This is a genomic window from Saliphagus sp. GCM10025334 (genome assembly GCF_042663485.1).
Lineage (GTDB): Archaea > Halobacteriota > Halobacteria > Halobacteriales > Natrialbaceae > Natronosalvus.
The window spans coordinates 329,555-345,706 of sequence record NZ_JBHTAF010000003.1; the positions used below are offsets into that span (position 1 = coordinate 329,555).

Here is a 16,152-nt window from a genome sequence, read left to right on the forward strand (position 1 = left end):
CGATCGATTTCGATCGCTCGAGTTCCCACGAACCTCGAGCACTCACGAGCCTCGAATCTCGGCTCGCCTACGTGATCGTCGTGTGCTCGGATTCCTCGTTCAGCGCCAGGTTCGCCGCAATCTCGACGTTTCGAATCGCGTACTGGGCCGTCTGCTGGAGGCTGACCAGCACCTCCCTGACCTGCAGGAGGTCCTCGTTTTGCATCTCGGGCAGGTCCGCGAGGATCTCCCGCTCGCGGTCGGAGATCTCGTGGAACAGTTTGCGGGCCTCGATCGTCTTGTCGTAGTTGCGCTCGACGGCCGACTCGACGGCGAGGGCCGTGATCTCGTCGACGGCCTCCGTGAGTTCCCGAATTTCGCGCATCACCGACTTCTCGACGTTGAGGGTATGGCCCTCCGCTTCCATCACGATGTCGGCGATGTCCTCGGCGTTGTCCGCCGTCAACTCGAGGTTCTTCGCGATCGACCGGTAGCCGATCAGGGGGAAGCCCGACTCGAGGCCGACCGCGCGGGCGAGCGTGGGATTCTGGTAGGCCGTGAAGATCAACCGGAGGAGGAGGACGAAGATCTTGTTTGCCTGGCGCTCCCGATTGAGCGCCCGCTGGGCGAGGTCGGGATTGCCGTGAGCGAGCGCCTTGATCGCCTCCCCGCGCATCGTCCGGCCGGTTCGTTCGAGGCGCTCTAAGAGGTTGTCGAGGGTGAAGTCCTCGGGGTCGACCGAACACCGGATCGAGATGCTCTCGGGTGTTTCCTCGATGACGCCCAGGCCCATGAGCTGAGTCTCCGCCCGGTAGACCGCGTTGATGTGGGCAGACTCGAGGGCGCCGTCGGTACACTCGATGCGAATAACGCGCCGACCGAGGACGTACTGGGCGACGATGGCACGCTCGACTGCGTCGGCGTCGAGGTTGTCGGTTCGGATGGTGGCCTCGGTCTCCCCGAAGTTCGCCGATTCGGGCATCACCGTCAACGTTCCCTTGCCGCCCATCCGCAGCGAGACTTCGTCGCCTTTCTCGACGCCGTGCTCGCTGGCCCACTCTGCCGGGAGGGTCATCGCCAGGGTGGACGGCCCGAGCCGCTGAACTTTCCGCGTCTCCATGGCACGAGGTAGGCGCTGTCACACCTTAGTCCTGACTATACGCCCATTATTCGTTGCAGATTGTCCATGTGTACTAGTGTCTCTCGGTCCATTCGAGCACGACCTTATACGCCTCGTCGAGCCGAGAGACTCGGACCTGCTGCCCGCTCAGACCACCTTCAGCAACCGCGTCGTGAACCGACCAGTTCGAACGTGCATCCACCCACGGAGGGACTCGTCAACCGCCTCGTCGTCCGTATCGACCCGTAGCTGGCCGACGCCGTCGAGTTTGTCGTCGCTGGCGACCACCTCGACCGTCGCCCGTTCGATCACCGCGGGGGAGATCTGGTGGTTGCCTCGCCCGAAGACGAACCCCTGGCCGCCGATGGGCGAGACGACGATCACCGCGGGATCCTCGAGCACAGCGAGAATCTCGGACTCGCTCACATCGCGGGCCAGCACCTCGCCGTCACGCCAGACGTCGACGCCCAGCGGCGAGGGGTCGATCCCGAGGGCGGATTCGATCGCGCCGACGGTGCTTCCGGGCCCGAAGACGTAGGTCGTTTCCGGATCGATTTCGTCGGCGAACCCCTCCGCGAGCGCGTCGACGGTCCCGCTCGAGAGCTGTTTGCTCGACTGGACGCCGCTCGCGACGGGGACGGGGACGACCGCCCGGAGTTCGGCCCGGACCTCGCCTTCGCGGTAGGCATCCTCGTCGATGTCGTTGACCTCGCGATCCTCGACGCGGTCGAATTCGGCGGCGATCCGCCCCGCGTCGGCCGGCGTAACGCCGAACACGGAGGAGTAAATCTTGACGCCGGCGGGAACGCCGAGCATTGGCGTCTCCCTCTCGTCGTCCTCGGAGAGCACCTCGGCCACGTCGACGGCCGTCCCGTCGCCGCCGACGAATAGGACGAGGTCGACGTCGCGCTCGAGGAACGCGTGGACGGCGGCTTTCGTGTCGTCGGCCGACGTCTCCGGCGAATCGTCGTGGTCGTTCGTCTCGCTGTCCTCATTGCCCGTATCTTCATCGCTCTCACTGCCCCCACCGACAACGCTCGACGGCTCGTAGACGACCTCCGGGTCGTACCCCGCCGCTCGAGCCGCGTCCTCGCCCATGGGGCCCGCGGCGGTGTAGACGGTCAACTCGGGTCGGCGTCGTGCGAGCGCCTCGAGGGCTTCGATCGCCCGCTCTGGCGCGCGGGGTTCGGCCCCGCGACGACGCGCTTCCGCGACCTTCCCGTCGGTTCCCTTGAGTCCGACGCGGCCGCCCATGCCGGCGATCGGATTGACGACGACCCCGAGCGTGTCCATGGTCGGTCATCGACCGCGCGGCAAAAAAGCCGTGTGGCTTCGCTCGTCGACGGCCTGTGCTGTCGCTCGAGCACTCGAGCGGTTTCTGAACAGTTAAGAAGGGCGACGACACAGGTGTGGGCATGGTCGACCTCACGCACGTCGTACTCGCCTCGAGCGACTTCCCGATCGAGATCGCCGGCTGGACCGTTCTCGTTGTCAGCCTCCTGATCACGGCGTTCTGGACCCTGTACCTGTATCGCTGATCACTCCTCGATTTCCTCGACGTCCTCGACCTCCTCGACGCGCTCGCGGAGCCACGTCGTCGCCGCCTCGACTTCCGCCGGGTCGGGGCTCTGGACGGTGATCCGAACGGACTCGCCCGGGTAACTGCCGACGACCACGTCGAACTCCTCCTGGACCGCCTCGAGTCGGCCGACGAGCGCACTCTCCGGTTCGTCGGCGACGACGACCTCGCGGTGGCGAGGCTCTCCGTCGAACTCGTCGAGGACGGTCGCGAACATCGCCTCCATCTCCGCGGGCACGCCCGGAAGGACGTACACCGACTCGATGACGCACCCTGGTGCGACCCCCTCGACGTTGTGGAGGGGACGAGCACCCCGCGGCAGGTCGGCCGTCCCCGCGGTCAGATCCTCGCGTGCGTACCCGCCCTCGGACTCCAGCCACGCGAGCGCCTCGTCGTTGCGCTCGAGCGACCGGCCGAAGGCGGCGGCGACGCCCTCCATCGTGCGGTCGTCGTGGGTGGGCCCGAGGCCACCAGTGACGACGACCGCGTCGTACTCGGCCCGGTACTCGTTGACGACGCGCGCGATGTCACCGACGCGGTCCGGAAGCGTCGTCACGCGCTCGACGTCGATCCCCTGTTCGTCGAACCGGGCACAGAGCCAGGTAGCGTTCGTGTTCGCCGTCCGTCCGGCGAGCAGTTCGTCTCCGACCGTGACGACCGTGACGTTCATACCCGTGGTTGGGACCGCTGGTGGAAAGGTTGCTCGTACCCGAGTATATAAATGCATGGGTAGAAACAGCCACAAGATTCAATTCTTATAATTCACATAGCGAAGACAATGATGACACGTGGTGGTTGGACGGAACAACGGAATAGCGAATCAGATGCGCTTCTGTCGGCCCTCGGCAGCAAGTACAGCGCGGAAATCCTCTGTGCGGCGGACACCCCCAAATCCGCACAGACCCTGAGCGAGGACATTGAGGTCCCGATCGCGACCTGCTATCGCCGGATCGAGGAACTCGTCGACGCCGGCTTGCTCGAGTGCGAGGGACGACAGCTCTCGAACGAGGGGCGCCGGACGAACATCTACCGACGGACGCTCGACGAGATCGAGGTCGACTTCTCGTCCGAGCGCCCACAGTTCTCTCAGAAACGCCGAACGGAAGCGAAGAATCGGCTCCAGGATCAGTTGCGGTAACGTCGACGTCGAGGAAGGGAACCGACCGTTCGTACACGCCGTCGTCGGATGCAGGCGGTTCGGATTCGTTCTCGAGCACTCGACGAATTCGGCACTTCTACGCGCATATTACTATACGTTCTATGGTTTTGGTTGGCCTCGTTGGACCGACGTACCAGCGACGATCCCTCGAGTGACAATCCTCGCTCCTCGACCGGCGAACGGGTGCTCGAGGTGGGTGAGGCTCGTTCGACGAACGATACTGCCCTCGCGGTACTTCGATACGAGGTTTTGCCTGAGCTAAGCCCCCATTGCGAGTAGAACGGATCGGCTTCCGAGACCAATACGGGACCCGGCCCACGAGCCCCCCTCACTCGAAGGGACGCGGCGGTAACCTGAGTTCGTCGAGTTCGGGGAGGTGCTTGACGTTGAAGACGACGGTCGCATCGTCGGTGAGCGGCCGGCCGACACAGGAGAGGCGGATACCACGGTCGACCATCTCCTCGGGCAGGATGTGATCGACCGGCGTCGACAGGTCGCCCTCGAGCATCGCCACGGCGCAGTTCGCACAGGCACCGCCCCGACAGGCGTACGGCCAGTCGAATCCCTCGTCCTCGGCGGCCTCGAGCAGCGTCTCGTCGGGGTCGACCTGCACGCGTCCGTAGTCGCTCGAGGCGAGGTCGGCCTCGGCCGCCTTCTCCAGGAGAGCGTCGTCCTCGAGGGCCCAGCCGTGGTCGGTGAGGGCGTCGTAGTTGAGGTAGGTGACCTCGGTGGTGTTCGAGGTGTCGTCGGATTCGGGCCCGCCGTTCGTTCCGGGTACGTCGAAATCGCTACGCTCGAGCGGCCCGGTATCGCCCACGAGCAGTTGCTCGCGTGCGGCGTGGACTTTCCTGAACTCGACGGTCGACCCGCCGTGGTCCGGGTGGGCTTCCTTCACCCGCTGGCGAAACGCGCGTTCGATTGCCGCATCGTCCGCGCCGGGTTCGATTCGCAGGACGTCGAACGGGGACTCCACAGTAGGGCTAGCGGGATGGCGGTTGTATACTTTGTCCCAACGGTCGATCCCGCCGGTTGCGATAGCCGGTGGCGACCGTTGGTTGGATAGCCGGTGGCGAGCATCGATTGCGATAGCCGGCGGCGAGCGCAGTCTTTACGGTCCTCCCTTCGAACCGGAGAGGTATGCGACTCGAGGCGTACTGGGGCGTCGGGCCGAAGACCCGCGAAGCCCTCACCGACACGCTGGGGACCGAGCGGGCGATCAGGGCGATCGAGAGCGGCGACGTACGGGCGTTGACCGACGCCGGTCTCTCCAGAGGGCGAGCGACCCGAATCCTTCGGCGGGCGACCGGCGGGGACGGTATGGACACCCTCGCGACGAGCGACGCCCGGGCGGCGTACAAGGAACTCCTCGACCTGGCGGTCGACCACGCCGTGACCGACCGGGCCGCCGACCGCATCCGCGTGCTCACCCCGCTGACGAGCGTCGACACGATGGAGGACCGACTCGACGACGTGCTCGCGGCCCGGGACGCCTGGGAATCGCTCGCGGACGACGACCGCGAGACCGTCCTCGACGCGTACGCCCGCTACGACGATCGCGACGGGAGCGAGCGGGCGGCGGTCGAGGCCGCGCTCGCGCTGTGCGAATCAGGAGTCGAGACCGGCCCCTTCGAGACCATCGCCGACCTCGAGACGGACGCGCTCGAGGCGGCGGCGGCGGCGCTGGGCGCGCTCGAAGGGGATGACGGCCGCGTCCGGGAGGGGGCGGACGAGGAACTCGATCGGCTTCGCTCGGCGCTCGGCGCCGTCGAGGACATGGACGCCAACGCCCTCCAGGTGATCGAGGACCTGCGCTCGGACGGCGTCGGCGACGTGACCGCCTTCCGGGACGCCTTCGAGGACCGACTGCTCTCCGAGACGCAGGTCACGATCGACCAGGTCCGCGAAGCTATGCCGACCGAGGCGACGGACGCGACGGACTTCGTCGGCGGCACCCTCCGGAGCCTGCGATCGGATCTCACGAGTGCCGTCAACGAGCGCGAGGCGACCGTTCGAAGCGACCTCGAGGCCACGCTCGAGGACGCCCGCGAGGCGATCGACCGGGCGGTCGGGACGGTCGACGACATCGCGTTCCACCTCTCGCTGGCCCGGTTCGCGCTGGCGTACGACTGCACTCGGCCGACGTTCCGGACGGGCGACGAGGCCGCGGTTTCGGTCGTCCGGGCGACGAACGTCGCGCTGGCCGCTCGAGGCGAGGCGGTACAGCCGGTGACGTACGCGCTGGGCGAGCACGGCGTGACGGGCGACGCGCTCGATACGGAGGGAATCGAAGCCCTCGAGGCTGGGGGCGATACCGACGCCGCGACCCGGATCGAACTCGAGGCCAGGACCAACCCCGTCACGGCGGAGGAACTGCCGGGTGACGAACGCGTCGCGGTCCTCACCGGCGCCAACAGCGGCGGGAAGACGACGCTGCTCGAGACGCTCTGCCAGGTGGTCCTGCTGGCGACGATGGGGCTACCCGTCCCGGCCGACCGCGCCGAGGTGACGCCCGTCGACGCGCTCGTCTTCCATCGCCGGCACGCCAGTTTCAACGCCGGCGTCCTCGAGTCGACGCTGCGATCGATCGTCCCGCCGCTCTCGAGTGGCGGCCGAACGCTCATGCTCGTCGACGAGTTCGAGGCGATCACCGAACCCGGAAGCGCCGCCGACTTGCTCCACGGACTCGTCCGGCTGACCGTCGAGCGCGACGCCCTGGGCGTCTTCGTCACCCACCTCGCGGACGACCTCGAGCCCCTGCCCCCCGAGGCCAGGGTGGACGGCATCTTCGCCGAGGGGCTGAACCCCGACCTCGAGTTGCTGGTCGACTACCAGCCCCGCTTCGGGACGGTGGGCCGGTCGACGCCCGAGTTCATCGTCTCGCGGCTGGTGGCCAACGCCGAGGACCGGAGCGAGCGGGCCGGGTTCGAGACGCTGGGCGAGGCGGTCGGCAACGACGTGGTCCAGCGGACGCTCGCGGACGCGCGCTGGAGCGGCTAGGAGCGGTCACGGCCGTGGCCCGTCGACCGCGAATGTGCCGGTAGAATTACCGTTTTTGAACGCAAAACCTCGAGCAACCCCGAAGCGATGGATCCCCGACTGCTTCACTACTCCGACCTCGAGAACGCCTACGACGACCCCGCTCGCCTCGGCCGACTCGCGCACCTGATCCGCGAGCGTCGGGACGACGAGACCCTGCTCTGTGACACCGGCGACACCACCGCGCCGGGGCTACTCTCAATGGAGACGCGCGGTCGCCACGTCGAACGGTTCTACCGGACCGTCGAACCCGACCTGGCGACCTTCGGCAACCACGACTTCGACAACGGCCGGGACGCCCTCGAATCCGTCGTCGCGAACTCCCCGCAGACGTGGCTCACAGCGAACCTCCTCGAGTCGGCGACCGGCGACCGGTTCGCCAGCGAGCGGGGCGTCGAACGGACCGCTATTCGATCCGTCGGTGGCATCCGAATCGGCTTCGTCGGCGTCACCGATCCCGAGACTGTTCGGACGCACCCGTGCGCCCAGTCGCTGACCGTCGAGGATCCGGTTCCGGCAGTCGAGCGGGCGGTCGACGCGCTGGCAGACCGCGGCGCGGAGACCGTCGTCGTCCTCTCACACGCCGGCCACGTCGACGACGACGTCGCTCGACTCGAGGGCGTCGACCTCGTGCTCGGCGGGCACGTCCACGACGTTCGAGTCGAGCGCGTCGACGGCACCCTTGTGGTCCATCCGGGCCAGCGCGGGAGCCTGCTGGCCGAGGTTCGGCTGACTCCCGACCGTCCGATGGCCGACCTCCACGACGTGCCCGCCGCCCCGGTCGCGACCGACGTGGCCGACGCCTACCGCGACCTGCGGGCCGACCTCGGCCTCGAGCAACCGATCGCCGAAGCGCAGACGCCGATTCCCCGGACCGTCGACCAGTGTTATCCCGAGAGCGCGGTCGGCAACACCGTCGGCGACGCCATCCGCTGGGCTGCCGACGCCGACCTCGCGGTGTACAACGCGATGTCCCTGCGGGCTGGGCCACCGCTGTCCGGCGCCGTCACGGTCGGCGACCTCCGGTCGGCCGTCCCCTTCGACAACGAGATCCGAACCGCCCGGCTGGACGGTGAGGAGGTCACCACCCTGCTCGAGAGCCTGGCGACGCCCGGCCCCGACCTCGAAGTGTTCGGCCACCTCAGCGGCGGACGCGTTCGCTGGCGCCGAACCGACCGTGACCTCGAACTCGAGTCGGCGACGCTCGACGAGGGTTCCGTGGATCCGGGGGCGTCCTACACCGTGGCCGCGCCGGCGTTCGCGTTCGAGCACCGACTGTTCGCCCCGCTCGAGCCAGACCGCGTCGTCGACGTCCACGGCCGATGTCACCCCGCACTGGTCGAGTACGTCGACCGGCACGGGCTCTCGACGGTCGAGGAGCGCATGACGGCGACCGTCGACGAGGCGCCGGAGGCGATTCGGTCGCTCAGGGACTGAGCACGGCTCGAGGGAAGAGGGATTCCGTCAGTTTCCTCGACGCTCGAGAGACGACACCGGAGACGGCGCGTAGCGAGTAGCACACCCATTCGAGCGTTCGACGATACCGTCTCGACGTCTCAGCTCTCGTCGGTACGAACGACGGACAGGCGAAAGTCGTCGAACTCGCGAATCACGTCGACGAACTCGCCCGGATCGACCGGCTTCTCGAGGACCGCATCCTCGTCCGCATCGTGGTCGAGATCGCGCGACTTGACGAGGTCTTCGTCCATTCCCGACAGAATAACGACCGGGACGTCTTCCAGCTCTTCGTGGTGTTTGATTTCGTGAAGCACGTCCTCGCCGTCCACTCGCGGCAGGTGGAGGTCCAGCAAGATGAGGTCCGGGCGGGGTGCATCCTCGTACTCGCCGCGGCGGTGGATGAAGTCTAGCGCTGCCTGGCCGTCGGTGACCGTGTGGAGGTTATTGGCGATGTGGCCGTCGCGGAAGGCTTCCTCGATGAGACGTACGTCTCCGGGGTTGTCTTCGACCAGTAATAGTTGCGCTTCGGTGGGGGGCGAGGGGCGGCTACCCATAGTTGCATCTGCCGGCGGAAGAGTATAAGTGGCTCGCCTGGCCCGTTTTCGGTTCACGGATGTAGCAGGTGGAATTGAGCGAGGATAATCGCACACTTCCTCGAGCGCCGTTTCAGCCATCGACGCTCGCCTCGAGTCGCCGCCGTCCGCGCTCGGTAACCGCGTACGTGCCCTGGCTGGACGGAGCCAGACACCCCTCCTCGTAGAGGCGATCACACGCCAGGTCCACTGTTACCGGGTGCGCCTCGAGACGTTCGGCGAGGTCGATCACGTGCATCGACGACTCCGTCTCGAGGGCACGCAGGATCGGTCGTTCGAGGTGTGCCTGGTGCATCTACTCGTCACCGTGTTCGCCGTAGACCTCGAGCAGTTCCTGGTAGCGGTTCCGGATGGTGACCTCGCTCACGTTCGCGACGTCGCTGACGGTCGACTGGGTGACCGTCTCGTTCGCCAGACGCGACGCGGAGTAGACGGCCGCGGCCGCGAGCCCCGCCGGGCTCTTCCCGCTGTGGACGCCGCGATCCTTCGCCGTCTCGAGCATCTCGCGGGCGAGGCGCTCGGCGTCGCTGCTGACCTCGAGGTCCGAGGCGTACTGGCGGAGGTAGTGAACCGGATCGGCCGGCTCCATTGCGAGCCCGAGTTCCTGGGAGACGTACCGGTAGGCCCGCTGGATCGGCAGTTTCTCGACCCGGCTGACCGTCTCGAACTCGACCAGCGTGCGCGGGGTGTCGTGCTGGCGAGCGGCGGCGTACAGGCACGCGGTCGTCATCGCCTCGATCGAGCGCCCGGGGAGCAGTTCCTCCTCGACGGCTCGCCGATAGAGGACGCCAGCCGTCTCGCGACACGGGTCCGGCAATCCGAGCGCCGACGCCATGCGCTCGAGTTCCCCGAACGCCTGTTTGAGGTTTCGCTCCTGGGCGCTCTTCGTCCGGAAGCGTTCGTCCCATGTCCGCAGCCGCTGGAGCTGTGCCCGCTTCTGAGACGAGAGACGATTGCCGTAGGCGTCCTTGTTACGCCAGTCGATGACGGTACTGAGTCCCTTGTCATGCACGAGATCGCTAGTCGGCGCGCCGACGCGGCTTCGTGCGTTCGCCTCCGCATCGGAGAACGACCGCCACTCGGGGCCGCGGTCGATCTCGTCGTCGTCGAGGACCAGCCCGCATTCGACGCACGCCCGCTCGCCGTGCTCCGCGTCGTGTGCGATTCGCCCATCGCACTCCGGACACGTCCGCACTCGAGCGTCGCTTGTCGTCCGGTCAGTCTGCTCGGTCCTGTCGCGCTGGTCGGTCGCTTCCTGGTCGGTCTGGGTGAGGAGTGTCTCGTTCATCGGTGGATCGTCGACGATCGGCGGTCGGTGAACCGCCGGGCCGTCTGTGGTTGTCTAGCGCTATTTCGGAGCGACCCATGAACGAACGGCAGATTCCCACCGACTGGGAACCGGCCCGGACGTCGTGTTGGGAGGCGATGCCGGATCGCTCGAGGGACGTCGTTTCGGACGTGCCCGAGCGGCGTCGACGCCAGATCGCTCGAGCGACGTCGGACAGCAAACTACTGGTTCCACCCCGTCCCCCCTACGACCATGAGCCAGCACGCGATCGGCCTCGCCGTCTTCGCCATGTGCGCCTGGGGCCTCTGGACGGTCCTCGCGAACGAAGCGACCCGGACGATCGACCCGAAACTCGCGATGATCCTCTCCTACGCCGCGAGCGTCCTCATCGCTCTCGGCTACGTCGCCACGCAGAACGAACCGCTGGCGCTCGAGCGAACGGGCGTCACATACGCCCTCGCGGCCGGCGTCTTCGCCGGGGTCGGCGCCGTCGCGTTCTACGCCGGCCTGAGCGCCGGACGGGTCGGCGTCGTCGCCACCATCTCGGCGCTGTACTTCGTCGTCGCGACGATCGTCGGCGTCGTCGTCCTGGGCGAATCCTTGACGATCCAGAACGCGGCCGGGATCGGGTTCGCCGTCCTCGCCGTCGTCTTGCTCGCGAACTGACGTCCTCTCGCCTCGAGCGGGCTGTTCGCGATTTCCTCGAGCGTGCTGCTCACTCTCGTGACGAGAGCGACGAATCGCCCACCTCTCAGATCCGCTGGACGACGACCAGCCCGGAGCCGTAGACGGTGACGGTACACCCCTCGAGCGTGAACATCACCAGGCCGTCCGCGGCGTACCGATTCGTGTCGGTCCGGGAAAAGAGGCTGTTGAGCGAGTCCGGATCGAGTCGGTCGTAGAGGCGCTCGACGTGGGTTTCGTCCTGGTCGGTTATCTCGGCGACGGCCTCGACGATCCTGGTCGCGAGGTCGTCGTCGCCGTCCGCCCAGTCGTGGGTGAACGACGTCGTTCGTGGAACGGTTGCAACGGGCGTACCGGGGTGGGTTGATGATGGTGCGGTCATGTGTATCAGCTGTGGAGACAGTCACATCGTGTGACGGACCAGTTGCTATGCTGGAATAGACAATAAAGGCTTGTGAGACGCGTTACACGAATTTGTCCTACAAAATAAAGTCCGAACGGGGGGCGTGCGGGCGACGGCCCCGGGGACGTTGTCTTACGGCGTCCCCTCTCTCGATTCACATACTGAAGTGAACGACCTCTGCTTATTATCTCGACCAATCTAGTGGGAATGTACGAATTACACCGCGGACTCGAGCAACGGTCGGACGTCAGGATTCCCCGTCCGCTGCCTCCGGAGCGTCCGCCGGGTCGACGACCTCTCCCGTCTCGGGGTAGACGCCGACCTGGTCGCAGACGTCGGCCATCGGGCATGCCTCGGGGTCCTCGAGACACGCCGGCTTGCGCGCCGTGCAGAACTCTCGGCCGAACTGGATGCTGGCGGTGTGGCCGAAGCCGCACTTCTTGTCTAAATCATATAGCAAAATGATAGACAGAACTAAGTGGTTTGCGTTTTGATTGGTTCACATGGGCAACAGGGTGCAAGTCAACTTACGAGTGAGTGAATCACAGAAAGAGAAATGGGACAAGTATGTGGAGGAATCCGACGAATACAACAACTTGAGCGATATGATTCGGACGGCAGTCGCCCGTGACATGGCTGCGGACACCCCTTCTCGAGGTGCTACCCCTGGTGGTTCGGAAACCGACGAACGGGTGGGGGAGCTTCTCACGGTCATGGAGAACATGCAAGGACGTCTTGAAGATCTTGAAGAGACCGTCGAGACCGCTACAGACGCCATGCACACCTCTGGTGCACACTTCGAGGGAGAACGGTCCTTCACTGCCGCAGTGTTCGATGCGCTTCCTGAGGGGGCACAGAGCGCTGTCCGTGCAGTGGACCTGGCAAACGACCTTGCAGTAGGGAAATCGGAGGTAAGGGTGACCCTCGAACAGCTGTCAAAGAACACCTCTGTGGTCAAGCGTATCGACTATGAGGGAATTGAGGGAGATGAAACAGAAATTGTCGAAGTAAGCGGCATGGAGATGGAGGTAGAGACGGGAACAAACGCCATGGAACGACGTGAACCTCTGTGGTATAAGGAGGCCTGAGTATGGAAGCAGATGTTGCGATACAGGAATTCTATGACCGCAAGGCAATGGAGCGGACAGAGGGAACTGCTCTCCGATATAAGGGATGCGTCAATCAATGGCATGATTACCTCAACGACGAACGGGATAAGACCCTGTGGGAGGCAAACAGGGGGGACCTACGGCTCTATCTCCGTGGGATGGTCAAAGACAATTACGCGCCCGACACCATCGACGTGACACGGGCTGCTATCAGTCAATTCTATCAGAAGATGATTGAAGCCCATGAGGAGGGTCTGGAGGTGCCAGTGGGAATCGAAAATCCCGCAGAAGATCTCGATCTGAGTGGCTGGTCGCACCTCAAGAAGGGTACTAAAAAGTCTCAGGAAATCCGCAAAGAGTTTCACTACCTGAAACCCGATGAAGTAAGACAGTTAGTCGAGAATGTTCCTAATCCTACTACACGAAACGAACTCATTGTTCGGCTCCTATTTCAGACGGGAGTTCGACGGGGAGAACTTGCTGAGATCCGACTTGGAGACATATATCGACAAGAACGGGCAATTCAGATTCGGGCGGAGAAAACTGAAGAAAACCGTAAGGTGTGGTACCAGCCCTCCCTTGATACCTTGATGACTATCTGGGTTGAGTCAGATCGAAATGCAGTCCTCACTTCAGATGAATCTGAGTATCTGTTTCCGACTAAGGAGAGTGTGAAGGTGTCACCTCGTACTATCACTCGAGTGGTCAAGACTGCTGCCGAGAACGCGGGGTTACAGGCAGTGATGTATACAGATAAGAACGGTAACGACAAGCACGAGGTAACAGCTCACACGCTCCGTCATTCGTTCGCCGTAGAAGCAATAAAAGACGGGATGGATACTCGACGGTTACAGAAGGCCCTCGGTCATAGTAAGATTGAGACGACAGAGCGGTACCTTCAGGTCACGGAGGAAGACGTGCGGGATGCATGGCGGCAGCATGGGCCGAGTATTGAATTAGATGATTAGAACGGGTTTAATACCAATACTATACTTTCTCAAGTGACAGATTCTCTATCTAAGTAAGATCGCAGTCGCCTGGATTGATAACCCACACTCATACTAGGATTGATTCTAAGGTGTCTCATAGCCTTCCTGTTCGCTTTCTAGTGAAGATATGGCCCCGAACACTCATAACTTGCAAAATCCGCTCACACGCCTTTGTCGCCTTCTGTGGAGGTGTGGTTCTATAGGTCGGGAGACGCAACTTGCTGAGCACCAATCCCATCTGCCCCTCCCCACGCGCGTTCCGGCCCCATGGTGATGAAGCATTACCAGGGACATGAAGTACTATACTATAGTTATACTACGTCCTTTCTTACGCGTGTGCGCGAGGCAAGGCCGTTCCAGTATTTAGCCGCCTAAGGGAAAGATTATTTACAAGTCGGTTCATCTCCCGAACCAACATGGAACTCAAATTGACATTAGAGCATGGTGCTCTATCAGCACAGATTGAAGCCTCTGAAGAGGACAATTATACGCAGGTACTCGACGATCTAGCCACATTTCTAGAGGACCATCCTGAATTGGCCATAAATAGAGACGTCGAAACACCACAGGAACCTAACCCTGAACCAGAACAATCTACTGAATCTAAGGATGCAGTCCTAGCGGAGTTCACAGAAACTGATAGTGGCTCACCATCATCGTCAGTAGAAACAATTAGTAGAGAGATCCTCCGCCCCCTTCTCAAAGAGATTGATGTAAGCGAGGACGAATTCATCCGTGTCTTCGAAGTAGATGAAGAAGTGACACCGAGAATACTTACATCGGATGATATTCCAGGTGAGACCAAAGGAGAAAAGATACTCAATGCGTCACTCATTCTCACTACAATCTGGCAGGAGTGCTACGGTGAGAAATGGATGAAAACAAGCGAACTTTCTGACTCGCTTGAACAGTCAGGTCTTAGCAATAGAACTGACTATATCTATAACCAGGAAAATTGGCAAGCGATGTTTAATAAAGATGGGGAGAAACGCGGAACGAAACTCCGTGTTACGCGACTAGGAAAAGACAAAGCAGAGGAATTAATGGAGACTCTAGCAGCCTGAGCGTATGGATTTTGAGACAATCATCAAGGAAGCAACCCCGTCGACTAATCGGGATCTTGTTGGGTTGGTAGTATATTACCACGATCAGATCGAAGAAACAAGCAGCATAACAAGTCAGGACATATATGACACAATCGACAAATCACGGCTTAAAGAAATCTCACCTCAGAGTATTGGTGCACACATTAGATACCTAAAAAGAGAAAATCTTATATCCAAAAATGGCAATGGGTACCGTTTAACTCTTCAGGGCCTGGGATACTACGAAGAAAAGATTGGAACTGTCAAAAGCAGAGGCGAGGATATTGCTTTTCTCAGCATATCACATATAGATGATGAATTTTACAAAGATCTAGTCGATAATATCAATGAAAGCTATAGAGAGGGAATTGATGATGCTGTTCTTGTACTAACGAGAAAACTGTTAGAGAATCTTTTAATAGATATTCTAAGAACGAGATATGGGCTAACAGCTAATCGGATCGACTTGTTCTATAATACGAATAAGAGACAGTTTAGGCGATTCTCAAAATTAATTGAAAACCTCGAGAGTAGTTTGGAGGATCTTGAGTACTTTTCAGATCGGCTGGACGAAGATATAGTAACTTTGCTTAAAGAGCTGAAGGCACAGGGGGATGCAAGCGCTCATTCCATTGAAGTGAATCCCTCTGAAGAAGAGATGGCGGAATATCAGGTGAAGGCAGGCAAGGCATCAAGTATTCTATTCTATACATTGGCAAAGATAAGAGAATCAAAATAGCTAGTTCTACCTAGAATCCTGCCCCTTGAGGTGCGTGTGCGCGAGGCAAGGCCGTATCCAAGTTTCGCCTGTTTTACTTTCACTCCGCCGCCGCACCGTTTATATGTAACCCCGACTAACAAGTTATTATGCCTGACAATAATCGAATGCCCACCTCAACCCAGTGGACTCGTGATGCTGTGGGGGATGAAGGAAGAGAAGCCATTGATTCTGTATTTCAAATAATTTGTCCACATACTCAATCGCAGGGTACTGGATTCTTATTGGATAGTGGATACGTCGTTACTAATGCTCATGTAGTTGAGGGTGCTGTTGCAGGTGGTATACTGGCTCGATCTTCCCGAGGGGAACAAGTGAACTTCTCCAACAAAACTGTGGACCCAGACAGGGATTTGGCGGTGCTGGAACCGATTGAAGACCCGAGTGGCGACTTAAGGTTGGAACTCGATGCTGACTTTGATGTCGGTGCTCAGGTTTCAACTTGGGGCTTCCCATTAGGTCACTCAGGACCTTCTCCCCTCCTATCTGTTGGTTATCTTTCTGGGTTTAGTCAGGAACGAACTTCCTCAGGACCTGTCAAACAACTTGTTGTTAACGGGGCGTTCAATGACGGGAATTCAGGTGGTCCACTCTTTCTGTCAGAAGATGATGGAATTATTGGGGTTGTAGTTGCTAAACATGCTCCATTTACACAGTTCCAGCACTCTGCGCTGGAAGCACTTGCTAATAACCGAAGTGGAGTGAACTTCACAGCGGAAGATGAGCATGGAAATGGGCAACGATTCTCGGAGTCACAGCTTGTTGCAGATCTGATGCAACGGTTCATCTCCCTTACTCAGGTGATGATTGGATATGCTGTGGATGCTTCGGAACTGGCGGATTTCCTTGACGAAAATGATATTCCCTATAACGTGTAGCTTAGAAGGGATTC

At 61.5% G+C, this 16,152-nt stretch carries 18 protein-coding genes and 1 pseudogene; 10 read left to right on the forward strand and 9 right to left on the reverse strand.

What is annotated here, in order from left to right; all coding sequences use genetic code 11:
* Positions 1-67 precede the first annotated feature (67 nt).
* Complete coding sequence (locus tag ACFQO4_RS13845) at positions 68-1,099, reverse strand: PhoU domain-containing protein (protein WP_500261471.1); 1,032 nt, start codon at positions 1,097-1,099, stop codon at positions 68-70.
* Between the two features lie 147 nt (positions 1,100-1,246).
* Positions 1,247-2,392, reverse strand: a complete 1,146-nt coding sequence (locus ACFQO4_RS13850) for an ATP-NAD kinase family protein (protein WP_500261472.1) — start codon at positions 2,390-2,392, stop codon at positions 1,247-1,249.
* Positions 2,393-2,514: 122 nt separating this feature from the next.
* Between ACFQO4_RS13850 and ACFQO4_RS13855 the strand changes: the two genes are divergently transcribed.
* Positions 2,515-2,637 (forward strand): hypothetical protein, encoded by a 123-nt coding sequence (locus tag ACFQO4_RS13855; protein ID WP_500261473.1) that lies wholly within the window; start codon positions 2,515-2,517, stop codon positions 2,635-2,637.
* Here the strand turns inward: ACFQO4_RS13855 and ACFQO4_RS13860 are convergent, their stop codons facing one another.
* A complete protein-coding gene (locus ACFQO4_RS13860) occupies positions 2,638-3,348 on the reverse strand; it encodes a competence/damage-inducible protein A (RefSeq protein WP_500261474.1) in 711 nt (236 codons plus the stop codon). It lies immediately after the preceding gene.
* A 111-nt stretch (positions 3,349-3,459) separates the two neighbouring features.
* Here ACFQO4_RS13860 and ACFQO4_RS13865 point away from each other — a divergent pair, with 111 nt between their 5' ends.
* Positions 3,460-3,816: a helix-turn-helix domain-containing protein gene (locus ACFQO4_RS13865; RefSeq protein ID WP_500261841.1), complete on the forward strand. Its 357-nt coding sequence runs from the start codon at positions 3,460-3,462 to the stop codon at positions 3,814-3,816.
* Positions 3,817-4,165: 349 nt separating this feature from the next.
* Here ACFQO4_RS13865 and fer read toward each other — a convergent pair whose 3' ends face one another.
* Positions 4,166-4,810, reverse strand: coding sequence for a ferredoxin Fer (gene fer / locus ACFQO4_RS13870; RefSeq protein ID WP_500261475.1), 645 nt, complete (start codon positions 4,808-4,810; stop codon positions 4,166-4,168).
* Positions 4,811-4,974: 164 nt separating this feature from the next.
* Here fer and ACFQO4_RS13875 point away from each other — a divergent pair, with 164 nt between their 5' ends.
* Both ACFQO4_RS13875 and ACFQO4_RS13880 read left to right on the forward strand, forming a co-directional pair.
* Positions 4,975-6,834: a MutS-related protein gene (locus tag ACFQO4_RS13875; protein ID WP_500261476.1), complete on the forward strand. Its 1,860-nt coding sequence runs from the start codon at positions 4,975-4,977 to the stop codon at positions 6,832-6,834.
* 87 nt (positions 6,835-6,921) lie between these two features.
* Positions 6,922-8,310, forward strand: coding sequence for a bifunctional metallophosphatase/5'-nucleotidase (locus ACFQO4_RS13880; RefSeq protein WP_500261477.1), 1,389 nt, complete (start codon positions 6,922-6,924; stop codon positions 8,308-8,310).
* Between the two features lie 119 nt (positions 8,311-8,429).
* On the opposite strand, the gene ACFQO4_RS13885 is transcribed toward ACFQO4_RS13880, so the two are convergent.
* From ACFQO4_RS13885 to ACFQO4_RS13895, 3 genes are all read right to left on the reverse strand, one after another.
* Complete coding sequence (locus tag ACFQO4_RS13885; protein WP_500261478.1) at positions 8,430-8,885, reverse strand: response regulator; 456 nt, start codon at positions 8,883-8,885, stop codon at positions 8,430-8,432.
* A gap of 112 nt (positions 8,886-8,997) precedes the next feature.
* On the reverse strand, positions 8,998-9,219 hold the full coding sequence (locus tag ACFQO4_RS13890) for a transcriptional regulator (RefSeq protein ID WP_500261479.1): 222 nt from the start codon (positions 9,217-9,219) through the stop codon (positions 8,998-9,000).
* Positions 9,220-10,212 (reverse strand): transcription initiation factor IIB, encoded by a 993-nt coding sequence (locus ACFQO4_RS13895; protein ID WP_500261480.1) that lies wholly within the window; start codon positions 10,210-10,212, stop codon positions 9,220-9,222.
* Positions 10,213-10,464: 252 nt separating this feature from the next.
* Between ACFQO4_RS13895 and ACFQO4_RS13900 the strand changes: the two genes are divergently transcribed.
* Positions 10,465-10,878: an EamA family transporter gene (locus ACFQO4_RS13900; protein WP_500261481.1), complete on the forward strand. Its 414-nt coding sequence runs from the start codon at positions 10,465-10,467 to the stop codon at positions 10,876-10,878.
* 85 nt (positions 10,879-10,963) lie between these two features.
* On the opposite strand, the gene ACFQO4_RS13905 is transcribed toward ACFQO4_RS13900, so the two are convergent.
* A complete protein-coding gene (locus ACFQO4_RS13905; protein WP_500261482.1) occupies positions 10,964-11,278 on the reverse strand; it encodes a HalOD1 output domain-containing protein in 315 nt (104 codons plus the stop codon).
* Between the two features lie 268 nt (positions 11,279-11,546).
* Positions 11,547-11,738, reverse strand: a pseudogene (locus ACFQO4_RS13910) (iron-sulfur binding domain-containing protein); the annotation flags it as partial.
* A 64-nt stretch (positions 11,739-11,802) separates the two neighbouring features.
* On the opposite strand from ACFQO4_RS13910, the gene ACFQO4_RS13915 reads away from it, so the two are divergent.
* The 5 genes from ACFQO4_RS13915 (at position 11,803) to ACFQO4_RS13935 (ending at position 16,138) form a co-directional block, all read left to right on the forward strand.
* Complete coding sequence (locus tag ACFQO4_RS13915; RefSeq protein WP_500261483.1) at positions 11,803-12,387, forward strand: hypothetical protein; 585 nt, start codon at positions 11,803-11,805, stop codon at positions 12,385-12,387.
* A gap of 2 nt (positions 12,388-12,389) precedes the next feature.
* Complete coding sequence (locus ACFQO4_RS13920) at positions 12,390-13,376, forward strand: tyrosine-type recombinase/integrase (RefSeq protein WP_500261484.1); 987 nt, start codon at positions 12,390-12,392, stop codon at positions 13,374-13,376.
* Between the two features lie 437 nt (positions 13,377-13,813).
* Positions 13,814-14,461, forward strand: coding sequence for a hypothetical protein (locus ACFQO4_RS13925; protein WP_500261485.1), 648 nt, complete (start codon positions 13,814-13,816; stop codon positions 14,459-14,461).
* Between the two features lie 4 nt (positions 14,462-14,465).
* Positions 14,466-15,221 carry a hypothetical protein gene (locus ACFQO4_RS13930; protein WP_500261486.1) on the forward strand — a complete coding sequence of 252 codons (756 nt, stop codon included), beginning with the start codon at positions 14,466-14,468 and terminating at the stop codon, positions 15,219-15,221.
* A gap of 128 nt (positions 15,222-15,349) precedes the next feature.
* On the forward strand, positions 15,350-16,138 hold the full coding sequence (locus tag ACFQO4_RS13935; protein ID WP_500261487.1) for a S1 family peptidase: 789 nt from the start codon (positions 15,350-15,352) through the stop codon (positions 16,136-16,138).
* The last annotated feature ends 14 nt before the right edge of the window (positions 16,139-16,152 follow it).